This is a genomic window from Nonomuraea sp. B10E15 (assembly GCF_039871615.1).
Classification (GTDB): Bacteria; Actinomycetota; Actinomycetes; order Streptosporangiales; family Streptosporangiaceae; genus Nonomuraea.
On the sequence record NZ_JBDPMB010000002.1, the window covers coordinates 632411 to 653340 of the forward strand.

Here is a 20930-nt window from a genome sequence, read left to right on the forward strand (position 1 = left end):
AGGTGTTTTCGTGACTGTCGTCATCGCCCGGCCGTCGGCACGATAAAGACATCGCCCCAAAGAAAGGGAACAGAAAATGAATTCTCCGTTCGGTCTGGGAATCGCGCGCACCGTCCCCGCCGAGGCGACCGGCGAGCCGACCGGCGCCTACGACGCCGACCAGCAGGTGTGGGTCGGCGGGGACGATGTCTCCGCCGGTTACTGCACCAAGTTCAAGGTGTGCGCCCTCGGCGGCTGCATCACCTACAACCGCCAGCTCTGGGACACCGGCCCCATCGGCTGCTGACCCGCCGGGACAGCTCGGGGGCGGACGCACCCGCGGCGTCCGCCCCCGAGCTCCCCACCCCGTTCCATCCCTACGAATTGGCGGGCCGCAGAAATGCAGGAATCGCAGATACTGATATTCACGAACACGATGGACCCGCATGCCGACGTCATCATAAAAAAGCTGACCGGCTGGGGTCATGAGCCCGTGCGGCTGAATTCCGACGACCTGCCTGACGCGGCGGTGATCCGTACGGCGCTGCGCGGCCCGCGCTGGACGGGCGGGTTTCACATAAGTGCCGGCGACCGCGTGGCAGACCTGGAGCGCGTGCGGTCGGTGTGGCTGCGCCGCCCCTACCCTTACGGTCCGTCGGCCGCGCTGGGGCCGACGGAGCGCGCCTTCGCCGCCGCGGAGTTGGAGCAGACCATGGGAGGGCTCCTGGCATCGCTGGACTGCTACTGGATGAGCCGTCCCGGCGACGTCAGGGCGGCGAGCTGGAAACCCGAGCAACTGCGGCGGGCCGCACGCATGGGGTTCGAGGTGCCGCGCACGCTCATCACCAGCGACCCGGAAGCGGTGCGCGCCTTCCACGCCGAGTGCGGGGGAAGAACGATCTTCAAAAGCATGACAGGACCCGCCGCGCTCGCCTCCGTCGAGTCCGTCGCGGCAGGGGTGCCCGGACCGCCGACCGCCTTGGAGATGCCGACCACCATGCTCGGGGAAGCCGAGCTGGCGGCGCTGGAGGCCGTTCGCCTGACCCCCTGCCTGTTCCAGGAGTACGTCGACAAGGACAGGGAGTTGCGGGTGACTGTCATCGGCGATGAGGTCTTCGCCGCCGAAATCCACTCGCAGGAACGGCCGGAGACCGCGGTGGACCTGCGGCACTTCGACGTGGACGTGCCCTACCGCGCGGCCCGGCTGCCCGACGAGGTGGCGGGACGATGCCTGGAGTTCGTGCACAGCTACGGCCTGACCTTCGGCGCGCTCGACCTCATCCTGACTCCGGACGGCCGCCACGTCTTCCTGGAGAACAATCCCATCGGCCAGTTCGTCTACATCGAAGAGCGCGTGCCTGAGCTGCGCATGACGGACGCGCTGGCCGGCTGCCTGCTCAACGCGGGACGACCGTCGTGAGCGGGCACGCGGTAGCCGACGCGCTGGCCGAGCTGGAGGGCGTACGCGGTGGCCGGGCTCTCGCGCTGCTGGCCGACCGCCTCGACGCCGCGCACGCCTACGCTCTGTACGAGTGCCTGCGCGGCCGCAAGCGCGCCGAGCGCATCGACCTCGTGCTCTTCACCAGCGGAGGCGACGTGGACGCCACGCGGCGCATCGCCCTGCTCCTGCGCGAGCACGCCGACCGGCTGACCGTGCTCGTTCCCGACCACGCCGAATCCGCGGGCACCCTGCTGTGTCTGGCCGCTGACGAGCTGGTGCTGGGCCCGATGGCGCAACTCGGGCCGATCGACCCGCACGTCTCCGCCCTGGGAGAGCACGCGGCAGGTCCTGGCCGTATCTCCGCCGAGGACATCCGGCTCCTGCCCCGGATGGCCGGTGAGTGGTTCGGCCTGGACCAGAAGGCCGACCAGCTGCACATCTTCTCGGCCGTCAGCCAGCGGCTGTTCCCCACGACGCTGTCCACCTTCTACCGCGCCGACCGCAACATCCGCAGGGCGGCACGGGAGCTCATCGCCCTCCAGCGGCCCGGCCTGGACGAGGAGGGACGCGCCCGCGTCGTCGACGAGCTGGTCTCCGGCTACGACAGCCACGGCCACGCCATCACGCGTGCCGAAACCGCGCGGCTGGGGCTTCGGGTGACGATCCCGAGTCCGCGGGAGGAGGAGCTGATGTGGCGCTGTGCCGAGCCCCTGCGCGAGTGGCTCGTGCGCAGCGACGAAAGCGGCGGCCTGCTCGGCATGGTGGCCGACGCCGAGGGCTTTCGCGCCCGCAGGTTCTTCACCGCCCCCACGCCCGACCAGCCGCCCCGCCCCTACTGGGAGTTCGACCACACCGGAGGTGAACGCGCATGCTGAGCCCTTTTCCCGAATACGCGCTGCTGTTCTTCCGTCTGAGCCTGACGCTGGTCTTCGTCCTGGCGGTTGTGGCCAAGCTGCGCAACCTGCCGGCTTTCACGAAGGCGACCGCCGACCTGTCGGGCCTGCCCGCCCGCGCAGCCCGGCCCGCCGCGACCGCGGTGGTGCTGGCCGAGGGTACCGCCGCCGTGCTGATCGCGGCCGGTGGCGCCGCGCTGACGTGGGGGCTCCTGCTCGCTGCGGGCCTCCTGCTGCTGTTCTCGGCCCAGCTCACGCTGGCCCTGCTGAGGGGGCGGAGGATCTCCTGCAACTGCTTCGGCCGCAGCACGCAGCCCATCTCGGCGCTCGACCTGCTCCGTAACGCCGGGCTGATCGCCTGCGCCTGCGCCGCGCTCGTCCTGCGGGTGCTGACGCCGCACCAGGGTGTCCTCCGCGCGGACGCGCTCGCGCTCGTCGCGGTGATGGCCCTGCTGTTCGTCACTGTCTGGCTGCGCCTGCCCGATCTGGGCCTGATCCTGCGCCCGGCGCGGCAGGCGGCGGCCACGAAGGAGAGCCTCTCATGACCACGACGACGATGTTCGCCCTCACCTGGGCCGTCCTGCTCGGCTCGGTGGCGCTGACCCTCCTCATGGCGGCCAAGCTCAGGTTCGTGCTCGATCCCTTCCGCCATCAGCCGGCCGACCTGGGACTCCCCGAGGGCACGCCCGCGCCGGCCTTCTCCGCGTCCACGCTCGACGGGGCGGTGGTGGACACCGAGGACTACGCCGAGCGCGCCTTCACCCTCGTCTTCGTCTCCCACCACTGTCCGAGCTGCCGCGAGCACCTCCCTCACATGAGAGCGCTGTGGTCGCTGGCCGCGTCCGCGGGGAGCGACCTGGTGATGGTGGTCTTCGACGAGGAGTCAGGAAGCCGTGCCGAGGCCGAGCGGCTGGTCGCCGAACACGACGTCCCCGCCAGGACCGTGCTGGCCGCGCCGGGCCACCCCTTGCGCGAGCTCTACAACCCGCGGCAGGCCACGCCGCTCTACTGCCACGTGGAGTCGGGCGTGGTGCGCGGCAGCGGCCCTCTCGGTTCACAGGGCTGGCAGAACCTCGTGCGCGGCTGGCAGGCGGACGTGGTGGGCGCACGATGACGGCGGCGTGGGAGTGCGAGGCAGCCGTCAAACGGTTCGCGGACCGGACGGCTGTGGACGGTGCGACCTTCCGGTGCGAGTACGGGCAGATCACCGCGCTGCTGGGGCACAACGGCGCCGGCAAGTCCACGCTGTTCAAGGCGGCGGCCGGACTCGTACGGCTCGACGCGGGCGCCACGTTGGTCGGCGGCCACTCACCCGGCAGCACCCGGGCCCAGCAGGCGGTGTCCTACATGCCGGAGCAGCCCGACCTGTACCCGGGGGTGTCGCTCTGGGAGCACATCACCTTCGTCGCCCTGGCCTACCGGTTGCCCGCATGGGAGTCCCGCGCCCGCGAGCTGCTGGAGCGATTCGAGCTCACCGACCGGCGCGACGCGCTGCCCCACGAGCTCTCGCAAGGGCTGCGGCGCCGGCTCGCCCTGGTCATGGCGCTGCTGCACGGGGCCAAGGTGCTGCTGCTCGACGAGCCGTTCAACGGCCTGGACCCCCACAGCGCCATGCGGCTGCGCGCCACCCTCGCCGACCTGGCGGCGGGTGGTGCGGCCGTCGTGGTGGCCACCCACATCCTGCACGACGCGCAGCGCATCGCCGATCGCGTGATCGTGCTGGAGAGCGGACGGGTCATAGCCGGCGGCGACCTTTCCAGCCTCGTGCGCCAGGCGGGGTTGTCCGGGCCGATCGGGCTCGAAGAGGCCTACCTCGCTCTGACGGCGGAGAGCCGGTGAGGGCGTTCGCGGCCGCGAGCCGCGCCCTTGCCTACCTCTCCTGCGCCGCCTGGTCCCGGCGGGTGCGGGAGCTGCGCCCGTGGCGGATGTTGCTGCTGGCGGCGGGGGCGGCACTGGTGGCCCTGCTCCAGTTGCGGCTCACCGCGCTCGCGCCTCCCGGCCAGGACGGCGTGGCCGACCGGGTCACCACCGTCGCGCCGCTGATCCTTCCCCTGCTGTTGCTGACCGCGACGCGTCGCTCGCCGCTGCGGCTGTCGACCGCCGACGCCTCGTGGTCGCTGACCGCTCCCGGAGGCGGCCGCGCTCTGCTGGCCAGGCATCTGCTGGCCGGGCCGGCGCGTTTCGCGCTGATGGTCCTGGCCGCCGGAGCGCTCACCCGCTGGTGGGCGGGGCTCGACCCGGTGTGGGCGTGGCAGCCGGCCGCCGCCTGCGCCGCGCTGCTCCTGCTGTTCGGACTGGTCGCGTGCGTACGCCATCTGCTGGTGCTGGGGCCCGCCGCGGCGCGCGTGACCTTGCGCGTCGCCGGAGCGGTGTGGGCCGTGGCGATGCTGATCTCATACGCCTCCGACCTGCCCGCCGCGGCCTGGGTCCGGCTGGCGCCGCTCGTGCGGGGACTGGCCGGACTGTTGTTCGAACCGGCACCAGGATCGGCGCCGCTGCTGCTGGCCGGCCTGGCGTCTCTCATGTGCGGAGCGGCTCTCCTGATCGCCATGGCCGACGGCTACCAGGAGCCCGCCGACGCGGCTGCGCGGGAGAGGGCCGGCGCGCAGGAGGTGCTGCGCCACTCCCACTCCGGCCAGGAGCTGGGAGCCGAGCGGTTCCGAACGGGGGTCGCCTCGCTCAGGCGACCGTCGGCACTCACCGGTGAGCGGGCGGTGCTCTACCGGGCCCTGGCGCAGGAGCGGCGGGTACTGGCCGACCGTCTGGTCATGCCCGTCCTGCTCCTGGCGGCGGTGGCGGGACTCATGGTGGTGGCTCCCGCGTACGGCTGGGTGCCGCTGCTGCCGGCGGTGCCGCATCTGCTGGGCGAGCATCTCGTCGGAGGCGTGGCGGTCGAGCGCGACCACCACTTCGCGCGGGTGACGGGCATGCGGATGGAGCGGGTCCTGATCTGGGCCAACATCCTCCCGGTGGCGCGCACGGCCGTGGCGCTGGAGGTGCTGTGGTTGCCCCAGATCCTCTCGCCCGCGGTCGGGGCGACCATGTGGTGGGCCGGGGTGCTGCTGGCTCCGATCACCGCCGTGCTCATCGCCGGCGCGAGCGAGCTGGCCGGCGCGCTCATCGACCCGCTCGCGGCGAGGTTCACGCTCGCGCTGGCGCTGTGCGGGCTCGGCTGGACACCGTGCACGATCCTGCTGGCCGTGGATGCGCCACCGGCCACGGCCGTGGCGAGCCTGTCGATGGCGACGGTGGCGATCTGGGCCGGTGCCGCCCGTGCCCTGCCTCGCTCGCCGGCGGCGCGCGCCGCGCTATCGCCGCGCTAACCGGCGGCGAGTGCCCCTCCCGATAATCGCCACAACCGTCAGCAGGCAGGCGATACGAGGAGGCAGGACGTGAGAGTGATCATCGACAGGGCTCTGGAGCTGGTACTTCCGGAGGAGAAGGCGGCGGCCGTGTGCGCGTACCAGTACAAGTGCTTCACGAACGGCTGGCACAGGAGGTTGTGCTGCTCGTCCTCCGCCGACAACTGCTCGCCCTGGCAGCGGCTCGGCCCCAGCTGCCCGGTCTAGCGAGCCGGTCTAGCGAGGGGGCCTGTCGCGGGCCGTGCCACGGAGGCCGTCGCCGCGCCGCCGATCCGGGGGCCGGCGAGCGCGGTGCGGTCCGAGGGCGGGCGGTCGCTTCAGGTCGTGAGTGAGTCGACGAAGCGGGACATCCCGGTGAGCCACCGATCGGGGTCGTCGGCCTTGCGGCGGACGTACTCGGCCACTTCCGGATGAGGAAATATGTGGAACCGTTCCGCCGCCAGGCCCTCGATCACCGCTCCTGCCACGTCCTCCGCGTCAAGAACGGGCGCGGAGGCGCTGACGGCCCGGGCGGTCAGGTGGTCGTCCGCCAGGCCCTGCTCCAGCATCGCCGTACGCACTCCTTGCGGGCACAACACGCTGACCCCGATGCCCTGGGTGGCGTAGTGGATGGCCAGCCATTCGGCGAACGCGATCGCCGCCGCCTTCGTCACCGCATATGGTGCGTCGCCGGGGCAGCTGATCAGCCCGGCCGCCGAGCAGGTGTTGAGCAGGTAGCCCCCGCCGCGGGCGATCATGGAGGGCACGGCGGCGCGGGCGGCGTAGACGTGGGCCAGCACGTTGACCGCGTAGAGGCGGTTCCAGTCCTGGTCGGAGGCGTCCAGGCCGTGGCCGTCGATGACGCCGGCGTTGGAGCAGAACAGGTCGACGGGGCCGAACGGGGTGTCGACGAGCGCGGCGACCTCCTGCTCGGACGACACGTCCACGCGTACGGCGGCGGCCCGGTCGCCGATCTCCTTGGCCACCGCGCTCGCTCCGGCGGCGTCGAGGTCGGCGACCACCACGCCCGCCGCCCCCTCAGCGGCGAACCTGCGGGCCATCGCCCTGCCGATCCCGCCGGCCGCGCCCGTGACGACGACGACCTTGCCCTCTGCGCGCATCCGTGCTCCTCCTGAAAGCCTGAGACGATCGACCGGTAACAGAACAACATTCTACTGCGTCGGCGCTGCCCCCAGATGAGAGTTCTCTCATCTGCACCTCAGCGTGGTCTCCTCGAAGGGCGTCAGGCTCGACCCCATGAAGCAGCGGGGAACCGTGATCCTCCTCGTCCTGGCGGCGGCCGTGGCGGGATTCATGTCGGTGGGGCTGGTGCAGGCGGCCGAGGAGCCCGATCTGGGCGGGCCCGTCGTGGTGACGCCCTCACCGGACGGGCACAGCACGTACGATCCCCGGACGTCCGATCCCAGCCCGAGCGGCCAGCAGACCTCCGAGCCCGCCGTCTCCGGCTCGCCGTCCACGAGCCCCGGTCCCCGCCACAGCGTCGGCCCCACACCGCGCAGGACGAAGGCGGAGCCGGTCAGGCCACCCTCGCCGAGACCGGGCGGTGGCGACGACGACGATGATGGTGACGACGACGATGACGACGACGACTGACGGGGAGGTCGCATGCGGGTGAGCGCCCGTGCCCGGATCGTGGGCTGGATGCTCGCCGTCGTCGGTCTCGCCCTGTCAGTGTCGATCTTCGCGACCTGGTCCGTCCTGCTCGCCCGGCTCGACAGCCGGATCAACCTCGAGATCAGCAACGAGGTGGACAAGCTGCGCGCCTACGTCCACCCGAAGACCGGCCACTCGTTCACCGCGCTCGAAGACCTGCTCGACGGATACCTGTCGGTCAACACCCCCGACCGGTGGGAGACCTTCTTCAGCATCGTCGACGGCGAGGCGCACAAGGTCACCGCCATCCCGCCGCCCGTACGCATCGACACCGACGCCGAACTGGTCGCCGACATGGCCGAGGCCACCGAGGCCGAGCGCGGCACGGTCGAGAGCGAGCAGGGCCCGGTCAAGTACGCCGTGATCCCGGTGCGGGTGCAGGGCGACCCCCGCCGGGGCCACTTCGTCGTGGCGATCTTCTACGAGCGGCACCGCGACGAGATCGTCGAGGCGGTGAGCACGCTCGGGCTGTCCGCGCTGGCCGCGATGGCGCTGTCGGGCGGCGCCGGCTGGCTCGTGGCCGGGCGCGTGCTCGCCCCGGTCCGGCTGGTCAGGCAGACCGCGGAGCAGATCAGCGACTCCACCGACCTCACGCGCCGGCTCGACGTGCCCGGAAACGACGACGTGGCCGCGCTGGCCGCGACGTTCAACCACATGCTCGACCGGCTGGAGCGCGCGTTCGTCGGGCAGCGGCGCTTCCTGGACGACGCCGGCCACGAGCTGCGCACCCCGATCACCGTCATCCGCGGCCACCTGGAGCTCATGGGCGACGACCCCGCCGACCGCGCCGAGACCATCGCCCTGGTCACCGACGAGCTCGACCGCATGCACCGCATCGTCGACGACCTGCTCACCCTCGCCAAGGCCGAGCAGCCGGGATTCCTCACGGTCGACGACGTCGAGCTGGCCGACCTGACGGTCAGCGTGGTCGCCAAGGCCCGCGCGCTCGGCGAACGCCGGTGGCGGGTCGACGAGGTGGCCGAGGCGCGGCTCCCGGCCGACCGGCAGCGGCTCACGCAGGCGCTCATGCAGCTGGCGGCCAACGCCGTGCGCCACACCACCGACGGCGACCTGATCGCCGTCGGCTCCGCCGTCCGCGACCGGCAGGTGGAGCTGTGGGTACGCGACAGCGGCCCCGGCGTGCCGCCCGCCGAGCGCGAACGCATCTTCGGGCGGTTCGTGCGCGGCACGGGCCGCACCGGCGCCCACGACGGGGCCGGCCTGGGGCTGGCCATCGTGCAATCCATCGCCGAGGCCCATGGGGGCGACGTGAAAGTGACCGAGGCTCCGGGCGGAGGAGCCCGTTTTGTCATGACCCTGCCGCTGCGGCAGGTGTGGAGGCAGTGGTGAACCGCATTCTGATCGCCGAGGACGAGTCCAGGATCGCCTCCTTCGTGGAGAAGGGGCTGCGGGCCAACGGCTTCGTGACCGCCGTGGTCGGCGACGGGGTCGCCGCGTACGACCTGGCCTGCGCGGGCGGGTTCGACCTGCTCATCCTCGACATCGGGCTGCCGCTGAGCGACGGGTTCACGGTGTTGCGGCGGCTGCGCGAGTCGCGGGTCACCATGCCCGTGATCATCCTGACCGCTCGCGACAGCGTGAGCGACACCGTGGCGGGACTGGAGGGCGGCGCCGACGACTACATCGCCAAACCCTTCGCCTTCGAGGAGCTCCTGGCCAGGGTGCGGCTGCGGCTGCGCGCGGAGCGCACGCCCGAGGTGACCGTGTTGCGGGTCTCGGACCTGTCGCTCGACCTGCGCACGCGGCGGGCGTACGTGGGGGAGCACGCGGTCGACCTGTCGGCCAGGGAGTTCGCGCTGGCGGAGATCTTCTGTCGCCATCCCGACCAGGTGCTGACCCGCGAGCAGCTGCTCAGCCACGTGTGGGGCTTCGACTTCGACCCGGGCTCCAACGTCGTGGACGTGTACGTACGCTATCTGCGACGCAAGATCGGCGCCGAGCGCATCGAGACCGTCCGCGGCACCGGCTACCGGATGAGAGTGGCCTAATCATCACCTCACGGTTGCTTCACCCCGTACGTAGAGGCTGTTCATCAACGGCACTACAGAGGGAGAAAACGTGGCAACCGGGCTGGTGATGGACCTCGCGGCGATCGTCGCGCTGGCGTACGGGCTCTACTATCGGCGGCACCACCGGCGCGACCTGCTGTTCGCCTACGTCGCGCTCAATGTGGGCATTTTCGCCGTGGTGTCGCTGCTGCTCGTCCAGCGGGTCGACATCGCGGTCGGGTTCGGGCTGTTCGGGGTGTTGTCGATCATCCGGCTGCGGTCCAGCGAGATCACCCAGCAGGAGATCGCCTACTACTTCATCGCGATCGTGCTGGGGCTGGTCAACGGCCTGGCCGGGGCGTGGCCGCTGACCGCGCTGCTGCTCAACGGCGTGCTGCTGGCGATCATGTACGTCGCCGACCATCCGCGGCTGCTCGGCCGCACCCGGCAGCAGGTCGTGACGCTGGACGTCGTCCACGCCGACCCCGACCTGCTCCGCGCCGACCTGGAGAGCCGGCTGCGCGCGCGGGTGCTGCACCACGTGGTCACCCAGGTCGACTACGTGCGTGACGTGACCGTGGTCGACGTGCGGTACGCGGTCACGGCGCCCAAGGCGACGGGGGTGCCGCGATGACGGACGCGGACGTGCTGCTCGCCGGGGTGGCCGCGGCCGCCAGGCCGGTCGGGCTGGCCGACGTGCCCGAGCTGATGAGCCGGGTCGACAACAAGTATCTCGTGACGGGCGCGACCATGGCCCGGCTGGCGGGGGAGCTGGGGGACCGGTTCTCCGTGCTGCGGATCGGCGGGCGACGGCAGTTCCGCTACACCTCCACCTACTTCGACACCCCCGACCTGCTCACCTTCCGCCAGCACCGCCAGGGGAGGCGGCGCAGGTTCAAGCTCCGTACCCGTACCTACCTGGACGGCGGCGGGCGGTGGCTGGAGCTCAAGCTCAGCGGAGCGCGCGGCAGCACCGACAAGCACCGCATCCCGTACGACGGCGTGCCCGCGCACGTCCTCACCCGGGAGGCGCGCGACTTCGTGCACAACACGCTGGTCGGGGAGCTGCGCCTCGCCCCGCCCGCCGGGCTCGCACCGGTGTTGTCCACCGACTACCGGCGGGTGACGCTCATCGACCGGGCGGGCGCGGCCCGGCTCACCTGCGACACGGGCCTGCTCTGCCACGACGGGCGCCGGCACGTGCCCGCCCGGCGCGACCTGGTGCTGCTGGAGTCGAAGTCGGCTGACGGCAGGGCGCTGGTCGACAGGGTGTTACGCGGGATGGGGGTGCGGCCGGTGAGCGTGAGCAAATACTGCATCGGGATGGCGGCGCTGCGGGACCTGCCGGGCGGCAACCGCTGGCGTCCGGTGGTGCGGCGCTATCTCGCGCCCCAGGAGGATCTTTCCTGTCTCCGCCAGGTGGCATAGTGATCGCCATGGACGACGAGTTGATGCGAAAGGTGCTCACCGCCCATATCCGCACAGAGGTGGCAATCGGGCGCAGCACGTTCGAGCAGGTGATCCGTGGCGCCCTGGACGTGTGGGAGCAGGAAACGGACGACCACGACCTCTTCGTGCGCGCGGCCGAGGAGATCGCAGGGCGCGAGTTCGCCGGGCACCTCGCGGCGCAGGACACCTGGCCGGAGGTCACCGCGTGCGACCGGCTCAGCATGGCCATGATCGACCTCGCGCTGGCCGGCATCCTGCCGCGCGAGAGCTACACCGACTGCCTCAACTGCGGGCGCACGGAGCTCGGCGGCGAGCTCGCCGAGCTCCCCGGCATGCGCGGCTACACCTTCTACCACCGCCAGGACGCCCAGGCGGCGGCCGGGGGCGGCGGCGTCATGCTCGCCTACGGGGCCACCGGCGACGGTGACGCCGCCGAGATCGGCGCGGAGATCGTGGCCGCCTGCCGGCGCCGCGGGCTGGAGCCCGAATGGGACGGCGACGTCCGGCAGCGCGTCCACGTGCCGCTCGACTGGCAGCGGCGGCGCTTCGGGCCACTGGCCGGCCACCCGGGGGCGGAGCGGGCACCCGCCCAGCCCACCGTGCCGGTCACCTTCTGCGACTACACCTCGATCTGGCGCGACGAGCCCCTGACCATGTCGGCGCAGGAATGCCGCGACCTGCTGCTCTGGCTGACCCCGCACGACGGCAACTTCGTCTGCTACCGCGGGCGGTCGGGGCCCACCCTGCAGCTCGCGTGGGAGCCGGGGATGCGGCTGTGGGCCGAGTCGCCCGATCCCCAGGCGCGGTGCTCCCACGGGCGGCACGTGACCGTTGACGAGGCGCTGGAGCTGATCACTGTCCACGTCAGGAACGGGCGGACCACCCTGGCGGATCTGCGGGAGGCGAAGACGGTGCCGTGGTGAACGTCCGCGACACGATGCGCCTGACCGTTTCCTCCAGCGAGCTGGCCTGGTCGATGACGATCTCGCCGGCGCCGGGGAGCAGGTCGCGTTCGACGTACCAGCCGCGCATCATGTCGGCCCCGAACTCCCTGCTCTGGGGGCGGGTGGCGTGGCGGCGCAGGGTCTCCTCGAAGGAGACGTCGAGATAGAAGAAGTGGCTGCGGCCCGGATGGTCGCGGCGCAGCGCGGTCAGCATGTCGCCATAGCGGGCTGCGGTGAGGATGCCCTCCAGGACGACGTGGTGGCCGTGGCCGAGGGCGTCGCGGACGGCCCGCGCGACCGTCGTCTTGCCCGAGCCGGAGTTGCCGCGCAGCACGATCAGCCGCGTCTCGTCCGAGCACGTACGCACCGCACCAGGCTAGCCGCATCCGTTTATCCGGGGCCTGGCCGGTGATAGGCACCGTAACGACCTGCAGCGACGGCCGGCCACGAGGGACAGTCTTCATGCTTGAGCGCATCCACGAGATACCGGCCGTCCTGTTGAGCGCCGATGACTACCTCGACGACTTCTGGCCGAGTTACCGTCGGACCGACGACGTGTTGTGGAAGCTCGAGCGCGCCCAGAGTTTTCGCGCGGCCGAGGAGCCGGGCTGGGCCGCGCTGATGGCGGACGACTGGGACCGGTCGCTCAAGCTGATCGACGACGGGCAGGCTGGGGCCGGGGGGTTCGCGCGCAGGCGGCTGCGGGTCGTCGAGCCGCCCATCACGCCCTACCTGCGGTGGGAGATGCACGTCCTGGCACTGCGGGGCAGGGCGGGCGAGCAGGTGCGGGTGCTCGATGCTCAGCAGGTGGCCGATCTCGAGGTCGGCCGGCGGCTGCCCGAACTGGTGGTGCTGGGGACCTCGGTGATGTACGAGGTGACGTACGACGCCCTGGGCACCCACAGCGGCGCCCGGCGGATCGACGACCCGGAGGTGATCGCGGCCTGCAGGGGCGAGCTGGACAAGCTGTTCGCCGCGGGGGAGGACTTCAGGGCCTTCTACGAGCGCGAGATCGTCCCACTGCCCGCTCCCCAGGTGGCCATCTGAAGCAGCGAGGCTGCCCGACTCATATCCCGACGAGTCGTACCCGATTTCCGCAGAGCTTCTTCATGTCGTCCACATCTGAGGTCAGCATGACGACAGGCCGTTGTTGTCGTATGGCCATCTCGGCGACCGCAGCGTCGATCGCGTATTTGTGCCCGTGCAGCCCTGCGCCGAGCAGGAGAGCGGACGCCGCTCTGGCCTCCTTGTCGCTGACCGGTGAGATGCGCAGACCGGACAGGAGCCAGGCCAGCCGGGTCTGGTCGGTGTGGCGATGTGTGGCTTCCACGATGGTCAGGGCATTGATCAGGACCTCCATGCCCCGGCGACGAGCCTCGGCCACCCGCGCGGCCGTGGGCTCGTGGTCGTCGAACAGTCTGGAGAGACCTTCGCAATCCAGGACGAGGGTCCCCTCATGGCTCAGCTTGCGGCGGGCCACTGGGCCTCGTCGGCGAACACTTCGTCGAAGATCTGGCGCGCTTTGTCCTGCTCCTGCGCTGATATCGCGCCCTTGCGCCGCTCGTAGTCGGCGAGGTATTCGTCCAGGATCTGGCCTCGCAGCTCGCGCTCGACCGCGGCCGCGACGTAGGCCGAGAACTCGCGCTTGCCGACCCTCTCGCTTATGGCCGCCGCCGTGCCTTCCGGCAGGGAAAGGCTGACCCTGGTCGCAGGGCCTTCGCCGATGGCGTACGAGTCTTCCTTCATGGAACCAGATTATCAAATGAGTAGGAAGACTGTCGGCGTCAGAGGGGCAGGTCGCCGGTGGCGGAGGCGGTGGAGCCGGTGGCCTGGTAGGCGGCGATGGTGCGTTCGGCGATGCGCATCTGGTGGATCTCGTCGGCGCCGTCGGCGAAGCGGGCCCAGCGGGCGTGCTGGAACATGTGCGCCAGCGGCGTGTCCGTCGAGTAGCCGAGGGCCCCGTGCACCTGGATGGCCCGGTCGATGATGCGGTTGAGGCTGTTCGCGACGAAGTGCTTGGCCATCGAGACCTCCGTGCGGAAGTCCTCGCCCTTGTCGATCTTCGAGGCGGCGTGCAGCACCATGAGCTTGCACTGGTAGAGCTCCATGGCCGAGTCGGCGATGAGCCACTGGACGCCCTGCTTCTCGGCCAGCAGGGAGCCGTGGCTGTAGCGGGTGAGCGCGCGGCCGACCATCATGTCGAGGGCCGTCTCCGCCTGCGAGATCCAGCGCATGCAGTGGGCGAGCCTGGCCGGGCCCAGGCGGTACTGGCCGAGGCGGTGGCCGTTGCCCCGGCCGCCGAGGATCTGGCTGCCGGGCAGCCGCAGGTCCTCGATGACGATCTCGCTGTGGCCGGTCGAGCCGTGCATCGTCTCGACCTCGCGCACGTCGTTCCAGCCGGGATCGGGCAGGTCGACGAGGAAGGCGGTGTTGGCGCCCCGCGAGCCCTCGGGCACGTCCTGCTCGGTCCTCGCGATGAGGATGGCGAAGTTGGCCCGGCGGGCGTTGGAGATGAACCATTTGTGGCCGTTGATCACCCACTCGTCGCCGTCGCGTACGGCGGTCGTCCGGATCAGGGTGGGGTCGGAGCCCGCGACCTCCGGCTCCGTCATGGCGAAGCACGACATCTTGGTGCCCTCCAGGAGGGGCCGGAGGTACTTCTCCTTCTGCTCGTCGTTCGCCCAGTGCAGCAGCGTGTGCATGTTGCCCTCGTCGGGGGCCTGGCAGTTGAGCACCCACGGGCCGATGCGGGTCTTGGCCGCCTCCGACTGCACCATGGCCAGCTCGACGTGGCCGAGGCCCATGCCGCCCCACTCCTTCGGCATGTGCGGCAGCCACAGCCCCTCGGCCTTGGCCAGGGAGCGCAGGTGGAAGATCGTGCGGAGGTAGGCGTCGCGGTCGCCCTCCTCCAGCTCCTCCATGGCGGGCGCGACGGTGCCCTGGATGAAGGCGCGGACCCGCTTGCGGATCTCCTCGTGCTCGGGGGCGAGGGTGAAGTCGATGGCCATGCTGCTCCTCGTGGTCAGTCAGGTGAGCCGGTCGGGTGGTGGCAGGCGAGCCAGTGATCGGCACCGACCCGCCGGATCCGGGGCTCCTCCTCGGCGCACCTGGCGGACGCGCGCGGGCATCGCGTACGGAACCGGCACCCGCTCGGCGGGTCGACGGGCGACGGCGGTTCGCCGCTGATCAGGGTGTCTGCCGGCGGGAGGTCCAGGCCGCCGCCCGGGATGGAGGCGATGAGGGCTCTCGTGTACGGATGGGCGGGCCGGGAGATCAGCTCGGCGCTCGGCGCGAGCTCGCACACCTTGCCCAGGTACATCACCATGATGCGGTCGCTGACGTTCTTCACCACGGCCAGGTCGTGGGCGATGAACACGAGCGTGAGCCGGTAGCGGTCCTTGAGGTCCTCCAGCAGGCCGAGGATCTGCGCCTGCACCGAGACGTCCAGCGCCGACACGGGCTCGTCGCAGATCATCACCTCGGGATCGAGGATGAGCGCCCTGGCGATGGAGATGCGCTGGCACTGGCCGCCGGAGAACTCGTGCGGCCTGCGTACCGCCGCCGCCCGCGGATCGAGGCCGACCGCCTCCAGGACCTCGTCCACCCGGTCGCCGGGCAGGCCCCACACGCGGGGTCCCTCCCCGACGATCTCGCGGACGCGGCGGCGCGGGTTCAGGGACGAGACGGGATCCTGGAAGATCATCTGGAGGCGGCGGCGGGTCCTGCGCAGCGCCTCGCCGCGCAGCGCGGTCAGCTCCTGCCCGTCGAGCCGGACGGACCCGGACCGCGGCGGCGGGAGCTGGACCAGCGCCCTGGCGGCGCTCGACTTGCCGCAGCCGGACTCGCCGACGATCCCGAGCGTCTCGCCCCGCGCCAGGTCGAAGCTCACGCCGGAGACCGCCCGCACCGTACGGCCGCGCCCGGCGGGGAACTCCACGACCAGATCCTCCACCCGCAGCAGCACCTCGTCACGGGGACGCAGGTGCGCGTTTCCGCTACCGGCCACCGCTGTCCGCCCCTTCCTTCAGAGCCTGCGCGTGCTCGCGCGGGTACCAGCAGGCGTAGGAGCCGGTCAGCGGCGGCGCCTCCTTCGCGCAGCGGTCCCGCGCGTACGGGCAGCGCGGCTGGAAGGCGCACCCGCGCGGCAGGTCCACCAGGTCGGGCGGCCGGCCGGGGATGACGCGCAGCCGGTGGTGCACCGGGTCCGTCAGCTTGGGCGCGGCCTGCAGCAGCGCCTCCGTGTACGGCATCCGGGGCCGGGCGAACACCTCCGCCGCCGGGCCCCGCTCCACGACCTTGCCCGCGTACATCACGATCACTTCGTCCGCCCACCGGGCCACCACCGACAGGTCGTGGCTGACCAGCACCACCGCCATGTCCCGCTCCTCGCGCAGCCGGTGCAGCAGCCGCAGCACCTGGTCCTGGATGGTGACGTCGAGCGCGGTCGTCGGCTCGTCGGCGAACAGCACGTCCGGCCCGCACGACAGCGCCATCGCGATCGTCACCCGCTGCCGCATCCCGCCGGACAGCTGGTGCGGGTAGCGGCGCAGCGTGCGCTCGGGGTCGGGGATGCCGACGGAGGCCAGCAGCCGCGCGGCGTCGGCGCGGGCCTGCCGGCGGTTCATGCCGAGATGCACCCGCAGCGGCTCGGTCACCTGGGTGCCGATCGTGCGTACGGGGTTCAGCGCCGTCATCGGGTCCTGGAACACGGTCCCGAGCCGCCGCCCCAGCACCGAGCGCATCCGGGCGGGACTGTGGCCGGTCAGGTCGTCGCCCGACAGGTAGACGTGGCCGCTCCTGACGGACGAGCCGGGCAGCAGGCCCAGGATCGAGCGGATCAACATCGACTTGCCGGAGCCCGACTCGCCGACGATGGCCAGCGTCCGGCCGCGGCGCAGGGTGAAGGAGACGCCGTCCACGGCCTTGACGACGCCGCGCGGGGTGACGAAGTGCGTACGCAGGTCCTCGGCCTGCAGCAGGCAGTCGGCTCGGACCTCGTGCTCCCCGGCAGGGGCGGGGGCGGCCTGGCGGACCGGCTCCAGGCCGCTCTCCCGCACGTCCGTCAGCGACCTGAGCCGGTCGCCCACCAGGTTGAACGAGAGCACGGTCAGGAACATCACCAGCGAGGGCGCCAGCACCACGTGCGGCGCGCTGTCCAGCAGCGTGCGGCCCTCGTTGATCAGCCCGCCCCAGGTGGGGGTGGGCGCCTGGACGGACAGGCCGAGGAAGGCGAGGCTGCCCTCGGCGACGACGACCACGGCCATCCCGATGAACGCGTACGACGCCGCGGGCACGGCCACGTTCGGCACGATCTCCCGCCACAGGATGCGCCGGTCGCGGGTGCCGAGCACGCGGGCGGCCAGCACGAACTCGCGCTCGGCGTAGCTCAGCGTGGCGCCCCTGATGAGCCTGACCCAGGACGGCACGCCGAGCACGCCGAGCACGATGAGCACGTTGCGCAGGTTCGCCCCGGCGAAGGCCACCACGGCCAGCGCGAACACCAGCGCGGGGAAGGCCTGCGCCACGTCGTTGACCGCCATGATGACCGCGTCGGTGGCGCGGCGGCGGTAGCCGGCGAGGATGCCGAGCGGCGCGCCGATGCCGAGGCCCAGCAGCACCGCCCCGACGCCCACGCCGAGCGAGACGCGGGCGCCGTGCACGACCCTGCTGAGCACGTCACGGCCGAGGCCGTCGGTGCCGAACGGGTGCGCGGCGCCGGGACCCGAGCGCGGCGGCCCGGCCAGCGTCTCGTCGTAGCGGGCCAGCGGCAGCACGTCGGCCAGGACGGCGGCCAGCAGCACCAGCCCGATCCAGCCGGCGGCGGCCCAGAACCCCCACCCCAACCGGCGCCCCAACCCGCGCCCCAACCGGCTACGCATGCCGGATCCTGGGATCGACGGCGGCGTACACCAGGTCCACCGCGAAGTTGACCGCCACGTAGCCGACCGAGATCAGCACGACGCCTCCCTGAACCGTCAGGTAGTCGCGGGAAAAGATGGAGTCGACGATGAGCCGCCCGACGCCGGGCAGGCCGAAGAGGGTCTCGATGATCACTGTGCCGCCGATGAGCGCGCCCAGGTTGAGCCCGACCGCGGTGATCAGGGAGATGGCCGACGGGCGCAGCGCGTGCCGCCACAGGATGCGGCGCGGCGACAGGCCGCGCGCGCGGGCCAGCGTGATGTAGTCCTCCTGGAGGGTGGCGATCAGGTCCGTGCGCAGCAGCCGCGCGTAGACGGCGAGCTGCCCGCACCCGAGCGTGATCGCCGGCAGGATCACCGACGTCAGGTTCCAGCCCAGGTCGAGCGAGATCGGGGTCCAGCCGGTCGCCGGCACGACCTGCCAGGTGACGGCGAAGACCAGGATGAGCAGCACGCCCAGCACGAAGACCGGGGTCGACAGCAGCGCGAAGCTGAGCGCGGTGAGCACCTGGTCGAGAGCCCGGCCGGCGCGGCGGGCGGCGGCCACGCCCACGGGGATCGCCAGGCCCAGCGCGATGACCTGCGCCGCGACCAGCAGCTCCAGGGTGACGGGCAGCCGCTCGGCCAGCTCGCTCGCGACGGGCATCCGGGTGATGTACGACTCGCCGAAGTCGCCGGTGACGAGCCCGCCGAGCCAGCCGAGATAGCGCACCAGCAGCGGCTGGTCCAGCCCGAGGTCCTGGCGGACCTGCGCGCGGGCCTCCTCGGTCGCCGACAGGCCGAGGATCTGCGTGACCGGGTCGCCGGGCAGCAGGTCGAGCAGCGCGTACGACAGGAAGGTCACGACGAGCAGGACGACGGCGAGCCGGACCAGCCGGTGGACGACGATCACTGCGCGTCGACCCAGAGCTGCGCGAACGGGTGGTAGGGGATGGGCGACCCGGTCAGCGGCAGGCCCGGCTCGCCGTCGGGCAGCCGGTGCTCGCCGATGCCGTGCACCTTCGTGCGCGCCACGATGGCCCCGGTGTTCAGGTGGTCGACGAACACGTACGGCACCAGCTCGCGCAGCCGCCGCTGCACGGTCGCGTACGCCTTCTTGCGCGCGGCCTCGTCCGGGTCGGTGCGTCCGACGTCGAAGGCGTCGCTGAGCTGCTTGTCCTTGAAGCGGGAGAAATTGAGCGACACCTTGCCGACGGGCTGGGAGTAGGCCTGGTGCATCCAGATGTACTCCCCGTCGGGGTCGGGGGAGGAGAACTGGGTCCACACGGTGGCCGCGAAGTTGCCGGTGACGGCGCGGTTGATCAGGTCGGCCTGGTCCGCCTGCTTGATGGTGACCTCGATGCCGGCCTTGCGCCACATGTCCTGGGCCAGCTCGATGCCCTGCATGGTGTTCGGGTCGGGCGTGGAGATCATCTCGAAGCGGATGGGGCCCTTCTCGGCCTCCACCTCCTTGACCAGCGCCGCCGCCTTGGCCGGGTCGTACGCGGGGTAGCCGCCGCCCTCGGCGTACCACTTGGAGTCCTTCGTCCACGGGCCGTCGGCCGGCTCGGTCATTCCGCCGCGCAGGGTCGAGATGACGGTCTCGCGGTCCGTGGCGTGGGCGAGCGCCTTGCGGACGCGCAGGTCGTCCAGCGGGGGCACGGTGGTGTTGAGCATGAACATGTACTCGGCCACGGCCATGCCCTCCGACCGCTGGACGGTGTAGGCGCCCTTCTGGGCGGCGTACTTGGTGAGGTCCTCGTCGCGTGAGGTGCCCATGGCGTCGATGCCGCCGGCGTCGAGCGTCTGGGCGCGGGTCTGGCTGTCGGGCAGGATGCGGAACTCGATCTCGTCGAGGTAGGGCAGGCCCTGCCGCCAGTAGCGCGGGTTGCGCGTGACGACCATGCGGTTGTCCGGCACGTACTCCTTGAACAGGAACGGGCCCGTGCCCACCGGTTTCAGGCTGGCCGCCTTGGGGTCCTCGAGCGAGGCGGGCGGCACGATCATGCCGACCTGGGCGTCCAGGTAGTAGGGGAAGGCCACCCATGGCTGCTTGAGCACGACCTTGACCGTCATCGGGCCGGCCGGCTCGATCGCCTTGACCGGCGCCAGCACGGCGGCGTTGAGCGGGGATGCCTTCTGCGCCTCCAGGTTGGCCCTGACGACGTCACCGGTCAGAGGGAGGCCGTCGGAGAACGAGATCCCCTCCCTGATCTTGATCGTCCACTCGTCGTGTGCCTCGTTGGGGGTGAGCGATTCGGCCAGGTTCGGTTTCCAGTCGCCGTTGGCGTCGACGGCCGTCAGGGTCTCGATGATCGTGCCGGCCATGCTGTAGCTCTGCCCGGCGAACTGGTCGGTGACGGGGTTGAACCCGTTGGCGTCGGCGCTCAACCCGTACACCAGGCGCCCGCCCTGGGCGGGGCCGGACGCGCCCGCCTGCGGGGTGGCGACGGGGCGTTGCCCGCTGCACGCCAGCATCACCGCCGCTGCCAGCATCAACGTGGCCGGCGTCCTCCAGCGTTTCATCCGCGCCTCCTCCCGGTAGGCCCCCGAGAGCAATTTCACCGATAGTACTATCGGTGAAAATCCGTACAAGAGCCACGGGAGAATCGTTACGGGAGGGGAGGGAGCATCGATGACGAGCACACCGCGCAGCAGGAGCGAGGCGAAAGACCTGACCCGGCGCAAGCTGGTCAGGGCCGCGCTGGCGATCCTCGACGAGGAGGGCGAGGCCGGGCTGACCACCGTCAAGGTCGCCAGGGCCGCCGGCATCGCGCAGTCGAGCTTCTACGTGCACTTCAAGGACATGCAGGACCTGCTGCTGGTGCTCGCCGAGGAGGGCGGCCGGCGGCTGCGGAACTCCATGCGCGAGGCCCGGCGCGCCGCCCGCGAAGCCCCCGGCGACCTCGAAGCCCACCGCGACACCTTCCGCATCCCCCTGGAGGCCATCTGCCGTCACCCCGAGCTGCTCCGCATCCAGCTGCGGGCCCGGCACGACCCGTCGTCCTCGCTGCGCGACTTCGCCACGGAGACCGCCGCCGCCTACCGCGAGCACCACGCCGCCGACCTGGCCGCCCTCGGCTACACCGCCGACGACGAGCACGACAGGCGGCGGCTGGAGATGATCGCCGACGGCATCAACGCGGCCACCAACGCCCTGGCCATCGGCCACCTGGAGGGCCGCTACCCCGACCTCGACGAGGCGGCCGACATCCTGGTGGCCCTGTCGCGGGGCGCGCTGCGCCTGCTCAGGTCCGGCGCGGGCCGCGACGAAGGTCCGCGCCCTCCGGAGCCCTGTTAGGG

At 71.5% G+C, this 20930-nt stretch carries 25 protein-coding genes; 16 read left to right on the forward strand and 9 right to left on the reverse strand.

Going from position 1 to position 20930, the window contains the following annotated elements:
• Positions 1-76: 76 nt before the first annotated feature.
• The 8 genes from ABGB14_RS11840 (at position 77) to ABGB14_RS11875 (ending at position 5882) form a co-directional block, all read left to right on the forward strand.
• The gene (locus ABGB14_RS11840) at positions 77-286 is read left to right on the forward strand and encodes a hypothetical protein (protein ID WP_347616105.1); all 210 of its coding nucleotides are present in this window, start codon (positions 77-79) and stop codon (positions 284-286) included.
• Between the two features lie 93 nt (positions 287-379).
• Positions 380-1399 (forward strand): MvdC/MvdD family ATP grasp protein, encoded by a 1020-nt coding sequence (locus ABGB14_RS11845; protein ID WP_347643648.1) that lies wholly within the window; start codon positions 380-382, stop codon positions 1397-1399.
• Positions 1396-2295 carry a hypothetical protein gene (locus ABGB14_RS11850; protein ID WP_347643649.1) on the forward strand — a complete coding sequence of 300 codons (900 nt, stop codon included), beginning with the start codon at positions 1396-1398 and terminating at the stop codon, positions 2293-2295. The genes ABGB14_RS11845 and ABGB14_RS11850 overlap by 4 nt, the downstream gene beginning before the upstream one ends.
• Positions 2289-2858 (forward strand): MauE/DoxX family redox-associated membrane protein, encoded by a 570-nt coding sequence (locus tag ABGB14_RS11855; RefSeq protein ID WP_347616102.1) that lies wholly within the window; start codon positions 2289-2291, stop codon positions 2856-2858. The genes ABGB14_RS11850 and ABGB14_RS11855 overlap by 7 nt, the downstream gene beginning before the upstream one ends.
• Positions 2855-3427: a redoxin domain-containing protein gene (locus ABGB14_RS11860; protein ID WP_347643650.1), complete on the forward strand. Its 573-nt coding sequence runs from the start codon at positions 2855-2857 to the stop codon at positions 3425-3427. The genes ABGB14_RS11855 and ABGB14_RS11860 overlap by 4 nt, the downstream gene beginning before the upstream one ends.
• Positions 3424-4152, forward strand: coding sequence for an ABC transporter ATP-binding protein (locus ABGB14_RS11865; protein WP_347643651.1), 729 nt, complete (start codon positions 3424-3426; stop codon positions 4150-4152). The genes ABGB14_RS11860 and ABGB14_RS11865 overlap by 4 nt, the downstream gene beginning before the upstream one ends.
• Positions 4149-5636, forward strand: a complete 1488-nt coding sequence (locus ABGB14_RS11870; protein WP_347643652.1) for a hypothetical protein — start codon at positions 4149-4151, stop codon at positions 5634-5636. Before ABGB14_RS11865 ends, ABGB14_RS11870 begins: the two co-directional genes overlap by 4 nt.
• Positions 5637-5705: 69 nt before the next feature.
• Positions 5706-5882, forward strand: a complete 177-nt coding sequence (locus ABGB14_RS11875) for a hypothetical protein (protein WP_347643653.1) — start codon at positions 5706-5708, stop codon at positions 5880-5882.
• 110 nt (positions 5883-5992) lie between these two features.
• Here the strand turns inward: ABGB14_RS11875 and ABGB14_RS11880 are convergent, their stop codons facing one another.
• Positions 5993-6775 (reverse strand): SDR family oxidoreductase, encoded by a 783-nt coding sequence (locus tag ABGB14_RS11880; RefSeq protein ID WP_347643654.1) that lies wholly within the window; start codon positions 6773-6775, stop codon positions 5993-5995.
• A gap of 136 nt (positions 6776-6911) precedes the next feature.
• Between ABGB14_RS11880 and ABGB14_RS11885 the strand changes: the two genes are divergently transcribed.
• From ABGB14_RS11885 to ABGB14_RS11910, 6 genes are all read left to right on the forward strand, one after another.
• Positions 6912-7268 (forward strand): hypothetical protein, encoded by a 357-nt coding sequence (locus ABGB14_RS11885; protein WP_347643655.1) that lies wholly within the window; start codon positions 6912-6914, stop codon positions 7266-7268.
• Between the two features lie 12 nt (positions 7269-7280).
• The gene (locus tag ABGB14_RS11890) at positions 7281-8678 is read left to right on the forward strand and encodes a HAMP domain-containing sensor histidine kinase (RefSeq protein ID WP_347643656.1); all 1398 of its coding nucleotides are present in this window, start codon (positions 7281-7283) and stop codon (positions 8676-8678) included.
• A complete protein-coding gene (locus ABGB14_RS11895) occupies positions 8675-9337 on the forward strand; it encodes a response regulator transcription factor (RefSeq protein ID WP_347643657.1) in 663 nt (220 codons plus the stop codon). The genes ABGB14_RS11890 and ABGB14_RS11895 overlap by 4 nt, the downstream gene beginning before the upstream one ends.
• Before the next feature lie 88 nt (positions 9338-9425).
• Complete coding sequence (locus ABGB14_RS11900) at positions 9426-9971, forward strand: DUF4956 domain-containing protein (protein ID WP_347643834.1); 546 nt, start codon at positions 9426-9428, stop codon at positions 9969-9971.
• Positions 9968-10765 carry a polyphosphate polymerase domain-containing protein gene (locus tag ABGB14_RS11905; protein ID WP_347643658.1) on the forward strand — a complete coding sequence of 266 codons (798 nt, stop codon included), beginning with the start codon at positions 9968-9970 and terminating at the stop codon, positions 10763-10765. The genes ABGB14_RS11900 and ABGB14_RS11905 overlap by 4 nt, the downstream gene beginning before the upstream one ends.
• A gap of 8 nt (positions 10766-10773) precedes the next feature.
• A complete protein-coding gene (locus tag ABGB14_RS11910) occupies positions 10774-11709 on the forward strand; it encodes a hypothetical protein (protein WP_347643659.1) in 936 nt (311 codons plus the stop codon).
• Here the strand turns inward: ABGB14_RS11910 and ABGB14_RS11915 are convergent.
• The gene (locus ABGB14_RS11915; protein WP_347643660.1) at positions 11651-12097 is read right to left on the reverse strand and encodes a hypothetical protein; all 447 of its coding nucleotides are present in this window, start codon (positions 12095-12097) and stop codon (positions 11651-11653) included. The genes ABGB14_RS11910 and ABGB14_RS11915 overlap by 59 nt on opposite strands.
• A gap of 95 nt (positions 12098-12192) precedes the next feature.
• Between ABGB14_RS11915 and ABGB14_RS11920 the strand changes: the two genes are divergently transcribed.
• Complete coding sequence (locus ABGB14_RS11920; protein ID WP_347643661.1) at positions 12193-12777, forward strand: DUF6879 family protein; 585 nt, start codon at positions 12193-12195, stop codon at positions 12775-12777.
• A gap of 19 nt (positions 12778-12796) precedes the next feature.
• On the opposite strand, the gene ABGB14_RS11925 is transcribed toward ABGB14_RS11920, so the two are convergent.
• The 7 genes from ABGB14_RS11925 to ABGB14_RS11955 are packed head-to-tail and all read right to left on the reverse strand — an operon-like array spanning position 12797 to position 20153.
• Complete coding sequence (locus tag ABGB14_RS11925; RefSeq protein ID WP_347643662.1) at positions 12797-13210, reverse strand: DNA-binding protein; 414 nt, start codon at positions 13208-13210, stop codon at positions 12797-12799.
• The gene (locus ABGB14_RS11930; protein ID WP_347643663.1) at positions 13192-13476 is read right to left on the reverse strand and encodes a hypothetical protein; all 285 of its coding nucleotides are present in this window, start codon (positions 13474-13476) and stop codon (positions 13192-13194) included. The genes ABGB14_RS11925 and ABGB14_RS11930 overlap by 19 nt, the downstream gene beginning before the upstream one ends.
• A 38-nt stretch (positions 13477-13514) precedes the next feature.
• On the reverse strand, positions 13515-14738 hold the full coding sequence (locus ABGB14_RS11935) for an acyl-CoA dehydrogenase family protein (protein WP_347643664.1): 1224 nt from the start codon (positions 14736-14738) through the stop codon (positions 13515-13517).
• 14 nt (positions 14739-14752) lie between these two features.
• On the reverse strand, positions 14753-15736 hold the full coding sequence (locus ABGB14_RS11940; RefSeq protein ID WP_347643665.1) for an oligopeptide/dipeptide ABC transporter ATP-binding protein: 984 nt from the start codon (positions 15734-15736) through the stop codon (positions 14753-14755).
• Positions 15726-17609: a dipeptide/oligopeptide/nickel ABC transporter permease/ATP-binding protein gene (locus ABGB14_RS11945; protein WP_347643666.1), complete on the reverse strand. Its 1884-nt coding sequence runs from the start codon at positions 17607-17609 to the stop codon at positions 15726-15728. The genes ABGB14_RS11940 and ABGB14_RS11945 overlap by 11 nt, the downstream gene beginning before the upstream one ends.
• A complete protein-coding gene (locus ABGB14_RS11950) occupies positions 17602-18540 on the reverse strand; it encodes an ABC transporter permease (RefSeq protein WP_347643667.1) in 939 nt (312 codons plus the stop codon). The genes ABGB14_RS11945 and ABGB14_RS11950 overlap by 8 nt, the downstream gene beginning before the upstream one ends.
• A complete protein-coding gene (locus ABGB14_RS11955) occupies positions 18537-20153 on the reverse strand; it encodes an ABC transporter substrate-binding protein (RefSeq protein ID WP_347643668.1) in 1617 nt (538 codons plus the stop codon). The genes ABGB14_RS11950 and ABGB14_RS11955 overlap by 4 nt, the downstream gene beginning before the upstream one ends.
• A 109-nt stretch (positions 20154-20262) precedes the next feature.
• Here ABGB14_RS11955 and ABGB14_RS11960 point away from each other — a divergent pair, with 109 nt between their 5' ends.
• Positions 20263-20928: a TetR family transcriptional regulator gene (locus ABGB14_RS11960; RefSeq protein WP_347643669.1), complete on the forward strand. Its 666-nt coding sequence runs from the start codon at positions 20263-20265 to the stop codon at positions 20926-20928.
• Positions 20929-20930: the final 2 nt, after the last annotated feature.

Excerpts from the sequence above, each read along its gene's own strand:
- ABGB14_RS11840 (WP_347616105.1), top strand. The coding sequence starts at position 77 with ATGAATTCTCCGTTCGGTCTGGGAATCGCGCGCACCGTCCCCGCCGAG.
- ABGB14_RS11845 (WP_347643648.1), top strand. The coding sequence starts at position 380 with ATGCAGGAATCGCAGATACTGATATTCACGAACACGATGGACCCGCAT.
- ABGB14_RS11855 (WP_347616102.1), top strand. The coding sequence starts at position 2,289 with ATGCTGAGCCCTTTTCCCGAATACGCGCTGCTGTTCTTCCGTCTGAGC.
- ABGB14_RS11860 (WP_347643650.1), top strand. The coding sequence starts at position 2,855 with ATGACCACGACGACGATGTTCGCCCTCACCTGGGCCGTCCTGCTCGGC.
- ABGB14_RS11865 (WP_347643651.1), top strand. The coding sequence starts at position 3,424 with ATGACGGCGGCGTGGGAGTGCGAGGCAGCCGTCAAACGGTTCGCGGAC.
- ABGB14_RS11880 (WP_347643654.1), bottom strand. The coding sequence starts at position 6,775 with ATGCGCGCAGAGGGCAAGGTCGTCGTCGTCACGGGCGCGGCCGGCGGG.
- ABGB14_RS11885 (WP_347643655.1), top strand. The coding sequence starts at position 6,912 with ATGAAGCAGCGGGGAACCGTGATCCTCCTCGTCCTGGCGGCGGCCGTG.
- ABGB14_RS11890 (WP_347643656.1), top strand. The coding sequence starts at position 7,281 with ATGCGGGTGAGCGCCCGTGCCCGGATCGTGGGCTGGATGCTCGCCGTC.
- ABGB14_RS11900 (WP_347643834.1), top strand. The coding sequence starts at position 9,426 with ATGGACCTCGCGGCGATCGTCGCGCTGGCGTACGGGCTCTACTATCGG.
- ABGB14_RS11905 (WP_347643658.1), top strand. The coding sequence starts at position 9,968 with ATGACGGACGCGGACGTGCTGCTCGCCGGGGTGGCCGCGGCCGCCAGG.
- ABGB14_RS11910 (WP_347643659.1), top strand. The coding sequence starts at position 10,774 with ATGGACGACGAGTTGATGCGAAAGGTGCTCACCGCCCATATCCGCACA.
- ABGB14_RS11920 (WP_347643661.1), top strand. The coding sequence starts at position 12,193 with ATGCTTGAGCGCATCCACGAGATACCGGCCGTCCTGTTGAGCGCCGAT.
- ABGB14_RS11930 (WP_347643663.1), bottom strand. The coding sequence starts at position 13,476 with ATGAAGGAAGACTCGTACGCCATCGGCGAAGGCCCTGCGACCAGGGTC.
- ABGB14_RS11935 (WP_347643664.1), bottom strand. The coding sequence starts at position 14,738 with ATGGCCATCGACTTCACCCTCGCCCCCGAGCACGAGGAGATCCGCAAG.
- ABGB14_RS11945 (WP_347643666.1), bottom strand. The coding sequence starts at position 17,609 with ATGCGTAGCCGGTTGGGGCGCGGGTTGGGGCGCCGGTTGGGGTGGGGG.
- ABGB14_RS11955 (WP_347643668.1), bottom strand. The coding sequence starts at position 20,153 with ATGAAACGCTGGAGGACGCCGGCCACGTTGATGCTGGCAGCGGCGGTG.
- ABGB14_RS11960 (WP_347643669.1), top strand. The coding sequence starts at position 20,263 with ATGACGAGCACACCGCGCAGCAGGAGCGAGGCGAAAGACCTGACCCGG.